The sequence below is a fragment of the Mediterranea sp. ET5 genome (genome assembly GCF_023337025.1).
Taxonomy (GTDB): Bacteria; Bacteroidota; Bacteroidia; order Bacteroidales; family Bacteroidaceae; genus Phocaeicola_A.
In genome coordinates this window covers 42,359-57,138 of the sequence record NZ_JAMBLN010000016.1, presented here as the reverse complement: position 1 = coordinate 57,138, position 14,780 = coordinate 42,359, and the positions used below count along the sequence as shown (strand labels likewise).

Annotated in this window: 10 protein-coding genes; 4 read left to right on the top strand and 6 right to left on the bottom strand. The window is 62.2% G+C overall.

The window, feature by feature from the left end:
* Window positions 1-11: 11 nt before the first annotated feature.
* The 6 genes from M3087_RS10315 to M3087_RS10290 form a co-directional block, all read right to left on the bottom strand.
* The gene (locus M3087_RS10315; RefSeq protein WP_249095522.1) at window positions 12-1,862 is read right to left on the bottom strand and encodes a DUF5123 domain-containing protein; all 1,851 of its coding nucleotides are present in this window, start codon (window positions 1,860-1,862) and stop codon (window positions 12-14) included.
* 18 nt (window positions 1,863-1,880) lie between these two features.
* Complete coding sequence (locus tag M3087_RS10310) at window positions 1,881-3,824, bottom strand: RagB/SusD family nutrient uptake outer membrane protein (RefSeq protein ID WP_249095519.1); 1,944 nt, start codon at window positions 3,822-3,824, stop codon at window positions 1,881-1,883.
* A gap of 19 nt (window positions 3,825-3,843) precedes the next feature.
* Complete coding sequence (locus M3087_RS10305) at window positions 3,844-7,101, bottom strand: SusC/RagA family TonB-linked outer membrane protein (protein ID WP_410797026.1); 3,258 nt, start codon at window positions 7,099-7,101, stop codon at window positions 3,844-3,846.
* Between the two features lie 283 nt (window positions 7,102-7,384).
* Window positions 7,385-7,693, bottom strand: coding sequence for a heavy-metal-associated domain-containing protein (locus M3087_RS10300; protein WP_249095517.1), 309 nt, complete (start codon window positions 7,691-7,693; stop codon window positions 7,385-7,387).
* 123 nt (window positions 7,694-7,816) lie between these two features.
* Entirely contained in the window at window positions 7,817-10,051 is a 2,235-nt protein-coding gene (locus M3087_RS10295; RefSeq protein WP_249095516.1) for a TonB-dependent receptor, read from the bottom strand.
* A gap of 283 nt (window positions 10,052-10,334) precedes the next feature.
* Window positions 10,335-10,757, bottom strand: a complete 423-nt coding sequence (locus M3087_RS10290; protein WP_249095514.1) for a hypothetical protein — start codon at window positions 10,755-10,757, stop codon at window positions 10,335-10,337.
* A 268-nt stretch (window positions 10,758-11,025) separates the two neighbouring features.
* On the opposite strand from M3087_RS10290, the gene M3087_RS10285 reads away from it, so the two are divergent.
* The 4 genes from M3087_RS10285 to eno all read left to right on the top strand — a co-directional run bounded on the left by M3087_RS10285 (window position 11,026) and on the right by eno (window position 14,613).
* Window positions 11,026-11,385, top strand: a complete 360-nt coding sequence (locus M3087_RS10285) for a hypothetical protein (protein ID WP_249095513.1) — start codon at window positions 11,026-11,028, stop codon at window positions 11,383-11,385.
* A gap of 18 nt (window positions 11,386-11,403) precedes the next feature.
* Window positions 11,404-12,816 (top strand): D-alanyl-D-alanine carboxypeptidase/D-alanyl-D-alanine-endopeptidase, encoded by a 1,413-nt coding sequence (gene dacB, locus M3087_RS10280; protein ID WP_249095512.1) that lies wholly within the window; start codon window positions 11,404-11,406, stop codon window positions 12,814-12,816.
* Window positions 12,817-12,911: 95 nt separating this feature from the next.
* On the top strand, window positions 12,912-13,181 hold the full coding sequence (locus M3087_RS10275; protein WP_249095509.1) for a hypothetical protein: 270 nt from the start codon (window positions 12,912-12,914) through the stop codon (window positions 13,179-13,181).
* A 151-nt stretch (window positions 13,182-13,332) separates the two neighbouring features.
* Entirely contained in the window at window positions 13,333-14,613 is a 1,281-nt protein-coding gene (eno, locus tag M3087_RS10270) for a phosphopyruvate hydratase (RefSeq protein WP_106484054.1), read from the top strand.
* The last annotated feature ends 167 nt before the right edge of the window (window positions 14,614-14,780 follow it).

Here is a 14,780-nt window from a genome sequence, read left to right as displayed (position 1 = left end):
AATGAGTTTCATTACTTCTCCCACCGCGGGTCGCCGAAGGCGGCATATTCCGTCGGTTTCACACGGAAGTCGCCTGCGCCGGGGTTGGCAAAGAGGTCGGCATCCTTCAGCTCCAGCTTCGTCTCGCCGATGGACGTCTCGAAGGGGCTGTCGGCCGACACGTAGAAGTCCTTGCAGGAGTTCACCGTCGCCGTGGCGATGTTCTGGAAGAACTTGCTTCCGGTGAAGCCACCCATGAGCGTGCGGCTGATGTCGAGCGTGAAGCCTGCCTTGTTGTTGTCGAGGAAGGCGTAGGTGAAGCCGTAGAAGGTGCACTGGTCGATGACCACGCCGACGACGCCTCCGCCCTTGTTCTGCAGGAGGCACTTGCCCGAGCTGTGGGGCACGTAGGTGCACTTCTTCAGGGTCACCGTGCCGAGCGTGAGGCCCGAGCCTTCCTGCGACACGAAGCCGTAGCTGCCGATGTTCCGGATGAGACAGTCTTCCGCCACGATGTTGCGGAGGGTACCGGTGCTGTTGCTGCGCAGGCGGAACACGCCGCGTGCCTCGTCGAGGACGCAGGATGCCAGGCTGACGGTGTTGATGTCCGCCTTCGAGCCGTTGAAGTCAAAGAGGTAGTTGTTCGTGCTGCCGTTGGCGAAGAGGTTGAGGTTGTAGAATTCCACCGCGTCCATGTTGCCCAGGAAGCTCAGCCCCTTGGTGCGGAAGGTGTGTGCCTTCTGAGCCGTCACCACGTCGCCGCCCCACACGAGCAGGGAGGTGATGGAGGCGGGAATCTTCGCCGTGCCGCTGGCTGTCAGGTCGACATCGCCCGTCAGGACCACGGCTACCTTGCCGCTGTGGCTAGCCAGGGCAGCGTCCCACTCGTCGGTGTTGCCGACGTTCACCTTCGTGTAGTCGGCAGGGATGTCCGCCCACGTCTTGAAGGTCTGGAGGGCACGGACGGTGCGTCCGCGCATCACCGCCACGGTGTAGGTGGTGCTGCCCTTCAGCCCCGTGAGGGTCAGTTGGCGTGCCTGTACCTGTGCGTCGGTCAGGGCGGTCTGCGGCTGGTCGGCGGGATAGACGTCACCCTCGAGGAGGACGTAGCCCGTCAGCCTGCCGATGTTCTCGCCCCAGGTGAAGGTCACCCTCCGGGCAGCGGCGTCGACGGTCACCTCCGAGTCCGCCATGACGGCAGCCTTCGTCTGCACCTCAAGGGTGCCGCGCCGGGTGTCGCCGTTGTAAATCATGAAGGTGTAGGTCACCTTCGGGTCGAGCCCGTCGATGAGCACCTCGCCGGCGGCGCGTTCCTCGGCGGTCAGCTCGCGGACGGCGGGTTCCTCTTCGTCACGGACGTACTCGATGCGTGTCGCTTCCATCGCGGCATCCCAGGTGAGGCGGACGGACTCGTCCGTCACGTCGTCGTCGGCGACCTTGTGGAATATCTGTTCGGCATCGGTGGTGAACTTGAACTTCTCCGGGTAGACCCAGCGGGACTCCTTGCCCTCGCTCACTGACTTGATGCGGAGGTAGTAGGTCGTCTCGCCCTTCAGTCCGGTGAGGACGTAGGGCGAACGGGTGATGGAGCCGTCGGTGCCGTAGAGCAGGCTTCCGCCTTCGCCCATGGCGCGGTCGTCGTAGAGCGAGTCGGTACTGACTTCGATGAGGTAGGACTGTGTCTTCGGCGTAGCCTCCCACTCCACGGTGGCGGAGAGGGCTTCGGGCTCAACGGAGAGCGACGCCTGCCGTGTGCCGAAGAGGCGGTCGAAGGACGGGTCTGTCGACCAGTCGTTGACATCGCTGCAGGAGGCGATGCCGGCGGCAAGCAGGAACCCGAAGGTCCCTGTGCCCAGTATGTGGATGAGTTGTTTCTGTTTCATGACGTTCTGCTTGATAGGTTAGAAACCGTATGAGTTCTGTAGTTTGCCGCCCGATGCGGAGAGGGTCGTCGAGGCAATGGGCATCAGGTAGCGGTTCTTCACCTTGACGCCGTCGCCCACCAGACCGGAGGAGATGGACGGGAGGTTGGTCTCCAGCTGCTGTTTTTTCGAAGCGGTACGCTCGCTGCCCCAGAAGCTCACCTCCTTGTCGTAGTCCTCCTTGGTCTTTCCCTCGGGGAGGCCGTGCCACGTGACGGTGCTGAAGTCGATGCGTTTCTTCGTGCCGTCAGTGTAGTTGAAGTAGAGCTTCGCGGGGTAGCCGGCGGTCTCGTCGTTCATCTCGCGCAGGTAGTCCTGCTTGAACTGGAGTATCTTCTCCGCCAGCAGGTTCCAGCGGATGAGGTCGTACTTGCGGAAGCCTTCGCCGGCCAGCTCCCAGGCGTTCTCGTCGACAATCGCGTTGAAGAACGTCTGCTTGTCTGCCGACACGCGGTCGATGTAGCGGTCCGCCTCCGCCTTTGCCTCGGCGTCAGTGAACGCACGCAGGTGCACCAGGCGCAACGCCTCCTTGGCTGTCATGCCTGCGTCCCCGGGATAGGAACCCACGGGACTGCCCGACAGCTCGTTGAGCGTCTCGGCGTACATCAGCAGCACCTGGGGATAGCGCATGCGCACGCAGTTGATGCCGGTCATCCACTTGGAGTAGCCGGCGGCTGCCGAACGGAGGGCACGGTCGGTGATGGCGGGGTTCATCTTGCGGACGTCCCACTTGCCGCAGTAGAGTTCAAAAGGCTTGTTGCCCATCATGGTCTCCACTGCGCCGTTGCTCTCCTGCCGGAGGTCCCACGGGCAACAGGTGATGTCGCGGCGCGTGTCTCCCGGCTGGTAGGACCAGAAGAGCGTGGAGGTCATCTTCTGCTTGCCCGAAGAGTTGCCGCCGAAGTCGGTCGTCTTGTTGGTGCGGACGCCGATGGTGTAGCCCAGCTCACCGGTAGCCTCGCCGAAGGGCACCTCGAAGAGGTTCTCGCGCCAGGTCTCGTCGAGCTTCAGCTGGTTGAGCAGGTACCACTCGTTCTCGAAGGAGGGGTTGAGGTTGTGCGTGGGGTCCTGAATGACCGCGGAGAGATGCGTCAACGCCCGTTCGTAGAGCGCCTTGCGTGCGGCTGCCCCGGGACGTTGCGTCGGGTAGACGGGGTCGGTGTAGGCTGCCGTCTCATAGCCCTCCTTCGCCTGTTCGCGGATGACCCATCCGGCGCGTGTCAGGGCAATCTGTGCCAGCAGGGCGTGGGCATAGCCCCGGGTGATGCGCTCGGTCGTGTAGGTACTGTTCGTGCCTGCCCAGGGCAGCAGCTCGATGGCCTCGTCGAGGTCGTTCATCAGCGTGTCGAGGATGACGTCGCGGTCGGTCTTGCCCAGGTAGGCGTTGGAGAGGTCGGGCTTGGAGGATTCGAGCTTGAGGGGGATGTCGCCGAAGAAGCGCACGAGGTCGAAGTAGACCATGGCGCGTATCGTCAGCGCCTCGCCCTTGTAACGGCGCATGGCAGTGGCGTCGGCGCCCCCGGCATGGAGCAGCGGGCTCTTGTCGATGCCCTCGATGGCGAGGTTGGCGTTCTCGATGATGCCGTACATGGCGTCCCAGAGCCGCGCGATGCGGTTCCAGCCGGCGAAGGAGTTGTAGTTCATCACGCCACGCTCGTTGCTTGCCGTGGCATTGTCGCCCAGTCCGTCGATGAGCTCGCAGTCGGTGTTGGTGCTCCAGACGATGGGGATTGCCTGCGAGTAGGTGTCATCCTGCGCCATGGCGCCGTAGAGCTTGTTGATGGCAAGCCCGGTGTAGTACGCCGAGCCGAAGACGTTCTGTCCGGTCATCTCCGACGGCGAAGTCTGGTCCAGGAAGTCGGAGCACGACGTGGCGCCCAGCAACCCGGCAGCCAGACAAAGAATCTTGGTGATATGTTTCATAAGTCGTATACGTTTGCGGTTAGAATGAGATGTTGATGCCTCCCACGTAGGAGCGGCTCTTCGGGTAGGCGGCGTAGTCGATGCCGGGGTTCAGCGGGTTCTTGCGGCTGCTGGTGTCCACCTCGGGGTCCGCGCCGCTGTAGCCGGTCCAGCAGAAGAGGTTGTAGCCGGTGAAGTAGAGGCGCACGTTCTGCAGGAAGGCCTTCTTGACCCATGCCTTGGGCAGGGTGTATCCCACGGTGAGGTTGTTCAGGCGCAGGAAGGAGGCATCCTCGACGGCGTAGTCGATGAGCTGCATCCGGGTCACGGCGACGGGGCTCCACGTCGAGGCTCCGGCGTTCAGCTCGTTGAGGCGGTTGATGATGCCGCGCTCGCCGCCGTAGGTGTCCAGCACCTGCGAGTTGGGACGCGCCAGGTTCATGCCGTTCGCCGGGTCGATCCAGGTGTAACGCTTGCCCAGGGCGAAGTCGTCGTTCAGGTTGTAGTTGGGCGAGGTGCCTGCGAAGAAGGAGGTGATGAGCTTCGTGCCGTTGATGATGTCCCCGCCGAGCGAGTAGTTGAAGAAGGCGTTGAAGTCGAAGTTGCCCAGTGTGCCGTTCAGTCCGAAGCCGCCGGTCCACGGTGCGACGGTGTTGCCCAGCCGCTGCTTCACGGGATTGCCGTCGGCATCGGTCACGAGCTTGAGTCCGCCCGGATAGAGGACGCCGCCGGTGATGGAGGCGCTGTTGTCCCGTACGCCATCCTTGAGCACCCAGCCCGTGCCGTTCATGATGAGCTCGCCGGTGGGGTTCGTCACGGGGTCATAGGCGGTGAAGAAGCCGTTCGTGCGGTAGCCCCAGACCTCGCCCACGCGTCCGCCTTCCTCGACGGGGAAGTTCTCATACTTCTCGATGTTCGAGCCGGACCACGAGTAGTTCTGCGACCAGGGGTTCTCGGACGCGAGCTTGTCGATGCGGTTGCGATTGTACGCCACGTTGGCGGTGAAGTTCAGCGTCGCCTGCTTCGTGTCGAGAATGACGGCGTTCAACGTCAGCTCGACGCCCTTGTTCGAGGTCTGGCCCATGTTCTGGTACTGGTAGTTGTAGCCGGTGTTGGAGGGAATCTCCGCCTGCATCAGCAGGTCACGGGTGGTGTTCCAGTAGAAGTCGAGCGAGCCGCTGAGCCGGTTGTTCCAGAAGCCCCAGTCGACACCGACGTTACGGGTGATGGTGGTCTCCCACTTCAGGGAGGGATTGTAGAGGTTCCGCCCGAGCTCGATCATGTTGCCCTGCGTCTCGCCGAAGTAGGGGAACTTGTTCGCGCTGCCGGCTGCCGAATAGGTGGTGTAGATGAGGCCGGACTTGATGCGGTTGTTGCCGGCGGTTCCGTAGCTCAGGCGCAGCTTCAGGTTCGAGAGCCAGCCCTTCGTGCCTGCCATGAACTTCTCGTCGGAGAGTCGCCAGGCAAAGGCGGCAGAGGGGAAGACGCCCCAGCGGTTGCCGTCGGCGAACTTGCTCGACCCGTCGGCACGCACTGCCACGGTGAAGAGGTAGTTGTCCGCCAGCGTATAGTTGACACGTCCGAAGAACGAGAGGAGGTTGTCGTCGGCGTCGATGGTGGTGTTGTTCAGGTAGGGCGTGCCCAGTCCGGTGTTGGCGAGGACCTCGTCGATGGTCATCGACACGGGGTAGTTCACGGAGACGATCTCCTTGTCCTTGCCCGCGCTGCTGTTGACCTCATGACCGAGGAGGACGTTGATGCGGTCCCTGCCGCCGAAGAGCTTCTTGTTGTCGTACGTCAGGGTGTTGGCGTTGCGCCAGGTGCGGCCGGTGTCGTGGTTGTAGGAGTGCTGCGGCTGTCCCATGCCGGGCCAGCGTGAGTTGGCGGTGGCGTCGGAGCCCCATGCCTGCTCGGTGTCGTCGTAGTCCCAGCGGTAGCCGAACTCGGAGCGGAAGGTGAAGCCCTTGAACGGCTTCCAGTTCAGCCCTACGTTATAGTTCTGTTGCAGGCGGCGGCGCTTCTTCCAGGTTGCCAGGAGACGTTCGAGCGGACTGCGCCGTGTGCTGACGGCATCCTCGGTGTTGTCCGTGTCCTCGCTGAGCTGCCGGACGGGAGCGAAGCGTGCGGCGTTGAAGACGATGGAGGTGGCGGCGTTGCTCTCGTTGGTGTCGGCACCGCCGCTCAGTCCGTCGAGCACGCTGTAGCTCAGACGGGCGTTGAAGTCGAGCGAGAGCCACTTGTTCAGCTCGGACTTCAGCTTGGCGTTGACGTTGTCCTTGCGGTATCCGGAGGCGAGCATGATGCTGTTCTCGTCGCTGTGCGCGTAGCTGACGTTGTAGGTCAAGTCCTTGTTGCCGCCGCTGACGTTCAGGTTATACTGGAGCTGGTTGCCCGTGCGTCCGAAGATTTCGTCCTGGTAGTCCGTTCCGGGGACCGAACGCCAGATTTCGAGGTCCTCGAAGTTGCCGTACGTCTGGTTGCCCTGCTCCCACTGGTAGTACGCGTAGTCATAGGGGTTGAGCACCGTGGTCATCTTCGTCACCTTCTTCCAGCCGTAGGATGCGCCAAAGTCCACCTGGGTCTTTCCCTCGCGTCCGCTCTTCGTGGTGACAATGATGACACCGTTGGCGCCACGTGCGCCGTAGATGGCGGTCGACGAGGCATCCTTGAGCACGTCGATGCTCTCAATCTCCGAGGGAGCGATGTCGCTGATGCTCGACACCGGGAAGCCGTCGACGATGTAGAGGGGGGAGTTGTCCTGAGAGAGGGAGCCGCCGCCACGTACGCGTATCTTCACGTCGGCGTCGGGCGAGCCTTCCGTGGTGGTGATGTTCACGCCAGCGAGCTTGCCGGACAGTGCCTCGGTGACGTTCGCCACCGGGACGTTGGCGAGGTCTTCCGCCTTCACGGACGAGACGGACCCGGTGAGGTCGCGTTTCTGCACCGTGCCGTAGCCGATGACCACGACCTCGTCGAGCGTCTTGGTATCTTCCTCCAGCGTCACGCTCAGCGGCTGTTTGGCATTCTCCACACGTACTTCGCGCGTGCGGTATCCGATGTAGGAAAAGACAAGGGTTGCTCCCGGCTTCACGCCCGTGAGCTTGAAGTTGCCGTCAAAGTCGGTCACAGCGCCTGCCTTGCCGTCCTTCACCTTCACGCTCACGCCGATCAGCGGTTCGCCCGAAGCGTCCTTGACCGTGCCCGAGAGGCTTTGTCCCTGAGCAAAGGCGGTGAAGCTGCATGTTCCAGCCAGCAGGACAGCCGACATGCGGCCGACCATCATCTTCATGTCAGTCATAAGAATAAAGAGTTTTAGGTTATGGGAACGGCTCTTTGCAACCGTCCGTTCCAGGTTATGTTAGATAGATTACGATTCATCAGGCAAACGGCACAAAAATAAGGGATAGAGCGTACACGCGCACAGGAAACTTGTCAAAAATCCACGCCCCGTGACAGATAGTCCACCCTTTCGAGCAGATAGTCCACCCCGGACAAAAAGACGCACGGGCGTCCGCCCCGGAGTGGGGTGGCAACGCCCGTGCGTCACTGGTTGTTCCGTATGCTCCCGGGGGAGCGCAGGCTCACTTCTTCTTCTTCAACGGAGAGTCGCTGATGACCTTTGCCTCGTAGTCGAACTTGGCGAAGCCCTCCTTCAGCTTGTCTACCGACGTCTTGTCAGCATCGTAGACGATGGTCACGGTGCGTGTCTTCACGTCGGTGTCGAGCTTCTTCAGCCCCTTCTCGAAGCTGATGTTGTCCTTCACCTTCTTCTCGCACATCTCGCAGTGCATCTGCTGCACCTTGAAGATGACCTTACGCATGTCCTTGGCGGACACATTCAGGCTGCCAAGAGCGACAGCCAACAGGAAAAGCAATCCAATCTTTTTCATACGTCTTTAAGTTTTTAAGTGTATATAATAAGGTGTTCACTCGCGGAACCATCCCTTGTCAATCGTCCATGATTCATGAAAGAAGTCTCCAATTGTCAATTGTCAATTATCAATTGTCAATTGTCAATTGCCCCGTGGCAGGTTGAAGCGGACGCCGACGTAGCCGGTCGCCCCGTGCATCGGTCCCCACACCATCGTGGCATCGAACGTGTCGCCCCACGGGTTGTCGGCGCCGATGATGGGGTTGCGCTGCTTGAAGTTCGTCAGGTTCTCGCCACCGACATACACGGACCAACGGCGGAAGAAGCGCGTCACCTGCATGCTGAGCTGCCCGAAGGAGCCGTAACGCTCGCCCCACGACAGCGAGCCGTCGGCCAACGTGTACGGTTTCGGCATCCGTCCGCCACCGTTCTGCTGCCACGTCGCGTCGAACTGCCACTTGCCCAGCGGAGTCTTGTAGGACGCCGTCAGCAGTCCCTTGTAACGCCCCGTGAGCGCCTTCTCGTAGAGCACGCCGCCGATTTCGTGCCGCACGTTCGTCCACCGCCAGGCTGCCGTCAGGTTGAAACCGGCAAAGAACGGATAGCTCGCCTCCACCTGGAACACGTGGGAGTAGGAGCGTCCGTCGAGGTTCGTGAACGCGACCTCATGCGCGTTGCTCTCCATGTCCACCACCACCTGGTTGAGGAAGTCGGTGTAGTAGTACTCGGCATTCAGCGTCAGCGTCTTCTCCGCCACGGGGATGGAGGTCGCCACGCTCACGCCGTAGTTCCATGCCTCCTCCTGCTTCAGGTCGTCCGCCAGACGCACCGCGCGGCTGCTCGCCAGCAGGTAGTTGTTCTCTGCCAGCACGTGGTTCGTGCGGTAGCCCTTGCCGACGGACGCGCGGAAGGTCACGATGTCGTTGGGCGCATAGCGGACGTTGGCACGCGGGGTGAAGAACGAGCCATGGAGGTTGCTGTAGTCCCCGCGCACGCCCGCCATCAGCGTCAGCTTGTCCGACGGCTTGTAGGTGTACTGTGCGTAGAGCCCCGTCACTGCCTCCTTGTCCAGCCGGCGGGAAGGCTCCAGGGCGGCATCGTTCGTCAGGCGGAAGTGCTGCGCGTAGTGGTCGTAGTTGAAGCTCACGCCCGTGGAGAGGGAGTGCTGCGGTGTGAAGTCGGTCTCAAAGATGAGCGAGGCATAGGCGTTCTGCTGGTCGACGTCGTAGAGCTTGCGTCCGTAGGAGGCGTCCATGTCGTGGAGCGTGCCCGAGAGGATGAGCGCCAGGTTGGTGTTGTGCTCCTTGTCGAAGACGAGCGCCTGCTTGACGAACGCCTCGTAGCGGTCGGTGCGGATGCCCACGCGGTAGGGGTCCGCCCAGCTGTGCCCGCCGTGCGACACCTGTCCGCTGGTGCGGTCCTCGCGCAACGCCTTGATGCCTGCCTGGAAGATGTAGCGGTCGCCCATGTACGCCCACCGGTTGAAGAGGTTGTACTGCTCCACCATGGGGAGGTCGGCAAAGCCGTCGTCGTTGGCATCGTGGCTGCGCGTCTCGTTCTCATAGTGCGCCAGGAGCATGGTGCTCCACTTGTCCGTCAGCTTGACCGACGCGTCGGCGTTCGCCTCATAGCGTCCGGTGGTGCTGCCGAAGAGGTTGGCGGACACCCAGTCGGCGTCGGCAGCCTGCGGCTTCTTGAACTCGATGTTGATTTGCCCGGTCAGCGCCTCGTAGCCGTTCTTGACAGACGAGGTGCCCTTGCTCACCTGGATGCTCTGCATCCACGGTCCGGGGACGTAGCCCAGGGCGTAGGGCGCGGAGGCTCCGCGGAAGTTGGGGATGTTCTCGGTGAGCAGCTGGACGTAGGTGCCCGAGAGGCCCAGCAGACGGATTTGCTTGGCTCCCGTGGCGGCGTCGGAGTAGTTGACGTCGACCGACGGGTTGGTGACGAAGCTCTCGCCGAGGTTGCAGCAGGCGGCGCGGAACAGCTCTTCGCGCGACACCATGTCGGTGTTCATCACACTGCCACGCAGCTTGCCGAGGGTTATCTTGCGGGCAGTGACGTTGACCTCGGCCAGCTCCATGCCTTCGCGCAGGACGATGTCGATGTACTCCTGTTCGGGAGCGATGGTCAGCGTGTCGGTGGCGAAGCCGATGCAGCTCACCACGAGCCGGTCGGCCGCGCCCGTACGTTTCAGGGAAAAGGCGCCCTGGAGGTCGGTGCTCGTGCCCGTCTTCGAGCCGAGCCACACGATGTTGGCGCCGGGAATGGTCTCGCCGTTGGCGTCCGCCACGCTCCCGGAGAGCACGCGGTCGGACCCTGCCCGGACGCTCACCGCCCAGGCCAATGCAAAGAGGGGAAGTATAAGGTGTTTCATACGTACTTGGTTCAATTGACAAGGGACAATTGACAGCGGACAATTGCCTCGCGGCGTGAAAACGCCGCCCACGGACAATTGGCAATGAGCAATCGCCTTGCAGTCTGGAAATGAATAATTCGATTCGGAATCGCCTTGCGGCGTGGAAAACGGACGGTGCGGTTGACAACGTCCCCATTGACCGGTCTCCTGCGACACGGGAAGCAGTCACGACAGACTGACATGCCTCCTGCTCAATGGAGACACGCGCATGGTCAATGGGCAATTGCCAACTGTCAATTGACTAAATAATCAGTACGGAATGAAAGGTCAGGATATGCCTGCCCGTCAGTGGGGGCGCATGCGTGGTGACGAAGGTCTCCGTCGCCGTCTCGGGCGTACGCTCGGGCAGCAGGCATACGGGTTGCATCACCTGACAGCACGCCACCATCGGCAGCAGGGTCTGTATGTGGTTTATGAAGAAGTCCGCCTGATAGGAAAGGCTCAGGCAGGTGCACGCCTCGCTCACATGTACCCCGTCGGGGGATGCCGCGGCGGTCCTCTCCGCACAACACGTCGGACGCTTCACGGCGTGGTGTCCGTGCATGGGGCAGGACTCCTCCATCCGGCAGTTGTCCGAGCAGATGTGGAGCTGTGTCATCCCGGTCCCCAGACAGAAGAAGGTCAGGGACAGCACGAGGGCGATTATGTGATACAAGCGTTTCATCGGGTGCAAATTTAAAAACATTCCAAATAACAAAACAAGTCAAACAGGTCCGAAATAATATATTTTCAGAAGAATTAAGAGGGACGGACGCTCCCATCACTTCCTCCCCGCGCACTCCCCGCATGACTTTTCCTTGACAAAAGCCACCGTTCCTCCGTGCCCTTCCGTCCGTCGGCACACGCCCGACAGAGGAAACTCCGGCACGCCCGACGGGGGCTAAACGAGCATAAAAAGACGCCCGTGTATCTCACTGATTATCAAGGCTCAAATGAGCAGCTTCGTACGGACGTGTCCGTACCGTCGTGCGGACGCGTCGCCACGCTCGTACGAGCGCGTCCGTACGAACGTAGGAACACGTCGGTACGAAACGGGGGATGCGTCCGCACAAAACCGGGGATGGGACAGGTGGCTTCCGCTGGTCCGGAACCGGGGGAAAGGCGGTGCGTCCGTCGGTGAGAAAAAAGTGGACAGACGGGCGGGAAGCAACGGGGGCGGAATGCCGGCAGGCGCCGTCCGTCGGTCTGCCGGGAAAGGGCGGAGGGAACCCGGCGGCACGTGCAGGGCGGACCGCAGAAATGCGCCGGATGCTTCCGCCGACCGTTTTCCTTTCGTACCTTTGCCCTCCTGAAACCAACGAAACACCGACATGAACCACCTGCTGACCCTCCGCCTCACCCTGCTCCTGCTGCTCGTCTGCCTGACGGGTTCCGCCCCTGCGCAACCCCTCGCCCAACGGCTGCAACGCCTGCTGGGAGAGCCTGTCCTGCGACAGTCGGAAGTGGGCATGGCGGTCTATGACCTCGACGCGGACACCCTCGTGTTCGCCCACCAGGCGGAGAAGCTCTACCGCCCGGCGTCGGTGCAGAAGCTCGTGACGACCCTCACGGCACTCACCCGGCTGGGGACGGACTGCGAGGTGCGCACCGACGTGTTCGCCGACGGCGCGGTCGATGCCGACGGGACGTTGCAGGGCGACCTCTACGTGCGCGGCGGCTTCGACTCAGAGTTCGGCGACGCGGACATGGAACGCCTGGCGGACTGCGTGGCACGTGCCGGCATCCGCAGCATCGGCGGACGGCTCGTGGGCGACGTGTCGATGAAGGACTCGCTCTACTACGGCGAGGGATGGTCGTGGGACGACGCCCGGTTTGACTTCCAGCCCTGCCTGACACCGCTCGTCTACCGGCGCGGGTGCGTCCGTGTGACCGTCCGCCCGACGGCACGGGGCGAGGAACCCGTGGTGACGGTCGAGCCGGCGTCCGACTGCTACACGGTGGACAACCGCGCGGTGAGCCATGTGCCCGGGGCGGGACGGCTCGTCGTGACGCGCGACTGGATGTACCAGAGCAACGCCCTGCTCATCCGGGGCAATGCCGCACGGAGGGTGGAACGCGAGGTGCCGCTCTTCGCGCCCGAACAGTATTTCCTCTCGGTCCTTGCCGACCGCCTGCGGGCACGGGGCATCGAGACCGGGGTGACGGACCTGGGCAGGGTACCCGAGGGGGCACGGAGGCTGGGCGGCACCGCCCGTCCGCTGACCGACCTGGTGCGCCGCGCCCTGAAGAAGAGCGACAACCTGGCTGCCGAAGCCGTGTTCTACCGACTGGCGCACAGCCTCCACCCCGAGCGTCCTGCGACGGCAGCGGACGGCGCGGAGGTCATCGGCACTGCCATCCGTGCGCTGGGACACAACCCGGAGGACTACAACGTGGCGGACGGCAGCGGCGTGTCGCTCTACAACTACCTGTCGCCCGACCTGCTGCTCGCCTTCCTCCGGAGCGCGTACCGGGACCCGCAGGTGTTCGCCGCCCTGTGGGACGCCCTGCCCGTAGCCGGGGTCGACGGGACCCTCGCCCACCGCATGAAGGCTTCGCCTGCACACCGCCGCGTGCGTGCCAAGACGGGGACGCTGACGGGTGTCAGCTCGCTCGCCGGCTATGCCCGGACGGAGGACGGACGGATGCTTGCCTTCGTCATCATCAACCAGAACGTGCTGCGGGGTGCCCGTGCACGTGCCTTCCAGGACAAGGTCGCGCGGGAGCTGGTCGTCAAAGATTAAGAAATATGTTAACTAACATACGCAGAAATTTGGCAGTCGGGTGAAAGGGTCGTACCTTTGAGGTCAGACAGACATGTCGCCTGCCTGATAAACGTATGGCTATGCTTGAATCCGGTTTAGGTCTTGATTTAGGAGACCCGCGCGTCATCACCGTGGGTGTCATCCTCGCTGTTGCCGTGGCAGGTGTGATGCTTCGCGCCCTCGTCCGGGTATGGACGGACGAGCTGCTGTCGCGCCGTGTCGCCGCCCTCTGGACCGTGGTCATCGTGTGCATCCCCCTGGTGGGTGCGCTCTCCTGCCTCTCCTGCTATCACCGGGACAACGAGGACGAGGAAGACGGCGAGATCATCGACGAGGACGACTGACCACATGTAGGTATCCGCCCTGCCGAATATACCTATTTCTAGGTATTGTGCATCCCCTTTGTTTCCCCCATCTTTGCACGTCAGACCGACGGGCACGTCCGTCGGCCGGACCCCTCTCAACATACAATACATACTTAAAAACGATAAGCTTATGAAGATTGCTAAGATTACGGGACGTGAGATCCTCGATTCACGTGGAAACCCGACTGTCGAGGTGGAAGTGGTGTTGGAATCGGGCGTCATCGGACGCGCATCGGTGCCCTCCGGCGCTTCGACGGGCGAACACGAGGCTTTGGAACTGCGTGACAAGGACCCCAAGCGCTACGGCGGCAAGGGTGTGCTCAAGGCAGTGGAGAACGTGAACAAGGTCATCGCCCCGGCACTGGTGGGCTGCTGTGTGTATGAGCAGCGTGCCATCGACCGGAAGATGCTCGCCCTCGACGGCACGAAGACGAAGTCGAACCTGGGTGCGAACGCCATCCTGGGTGTTTCGCTCGCCGTGGCAAAGGCGGCTGCCAACAGCCTGAACCTCCCGCTCTACCGCTACATCGGCGGAGTGAACACGTACGTGATGCCCGTCCCCATGATGAACATCATCAACGGTGGCTCGCACAGCGATGCGCCCATCGCCTTCCAGGAGTTCATGATTCGTCCCGTGGGTGCGCCCTCGTTCCGCGAAGGTCTCCGCATGGGAGCAGAGGTGTTCCATGCCCTGAAGAAGGTGCTGCATGACCGCGGCCTGAGCACGGCTGTGGGCGACGAGGGCGGCTTCGCTCCTTCGCTGGCAGGCACCGAGGACGCGCTCGACAGTATCATGGCTGCCATCCGCGCGGCAGGCTACGAGCCGGGCAAGGACGTGATGATCGGCATGGACTGTGCATCCTCGGAGTTCTACAAGGACGGGCTGTATGACTACACCATCTTCGAGGGTGCGAAGGGCAAGAAGCGTACGGCTGACGAGCAGATTGCCTACCTGGAGGAGCTCATCAGCAAGTATCCCATCGACTCCATCGAGGACGGCATGAGCGAGAACGACTGGGCTGGCTGGAAGAAGCTGACGGAACGCATCGGCGACCGTTGCCAGCTGGTGGGCGACGACCTCTTCGTGACGAACGTGGACTTCCTCTCCAAGGGCATCGCCGAGGGTTGTGGCAACTCCATCCTCATCAAGGTGAACCAGATCGGCTCGCTGAGCGAGACGCTCGACGCCATCGAGATGGCACATCGCCACGGCTACACCACGGTGACCTCGCACCGCTCCGGCGAGACCGAGGACGCCACCATCGCAGACATTGCCGTCGCCACGAACAGCGGACAAATCAAGACCGGCTCGCTGAGTCGCTCCGACCGCATGGCGAAGTACAACCAGCTGCTCCGCATCGAGGAGGAACTGGGCGACCTGGCGGTCTACGGCTACAAACGCATCAAGTAACAGTGCAACACTGACTTTTTTCTTTATCCATTTCTTAGGCAGGCGGTGTCTCCCGGATGCGGGGGACGCCGCCTTGTTTTTCAGGGGACGGGTGCAGGCTGCGTACGGGCAAAAAAAGAACCTGCAAAGGGGCGCAGCCCGTGCGCTCTCCTTGCAGGTTCTTCCGC

Bases quoted from the DNA above. Each gene is read 5' to 3' on its own strand.
- M3087_RS10305 (WP_410797026.1), bottom strand. From the start codon at position 7,101: ATGACTGACATGAAGATGATGGTCGGCCGCATGTCGGCTGTCCTGCTG.
- M3087_RS10290 (WP_249095514.1), bottom strand. From the start codon at position 10,757: ATGAAACGCTTGTATCACATAATCGCCCTCGTGCTGTCCCTGACCTTC.
- M3087_RS10310 (WP_249095519.1), bottom strand. From the start codon at position 3,824: ATGAAACATATCACCAAGATTCTTTGTCTGGCTGCCGGGTTGCTGGGC.
- M3087_RS10275 (WP_249095509.1), top strand. From the start codon at position 12,912: ATGGCTATGCTTGAATCCGGTTTAGGTCTTGATTTAGGAGACCCGCGC.
- dacB (WP_249095512.1), top strand. From the start codon at position 11,404: ATGAACCACCTGCTGACCCTCCGCCTCACCCTGCTCCTGCTGCTCGTC.
- M3087_RS10315 (WP_249095522.1), bottom strand. From the start codon at position 1,862: ATGAAACAGAAACAACTCATCCACATACTGGGCACAGGGACCTTCGGG.
- M3087_RS10285 (WP_249095513.1), top strand. From the start codon at position 11,026: ATGAGCAGCTTCGTACGGACGTGTCCGTACCGTCGTGCGGACGCGTCG.
- M3087_RS10295 (WP_249095516.1), bottom strand. From the start codon at position 10,051: ATGAAACACCTTATACTTCCCCTCTTTGCATTGGCCTGGGCGGTGAGC.
- M3087_RS10300 (WP_249095517.1), bottom strand. From the start codon at position 7,693: ATGAAAAAGATTGGATTGCTTTTCCTGTTGGCTGTCGCTCTTGGCAGC.
- eno (WP_106484054.1), top strand. From the start codon at position 13,333: ATGAAGATTGCTAAGATTACGGGACGTGAGATCCTCGATTCACGTGGA.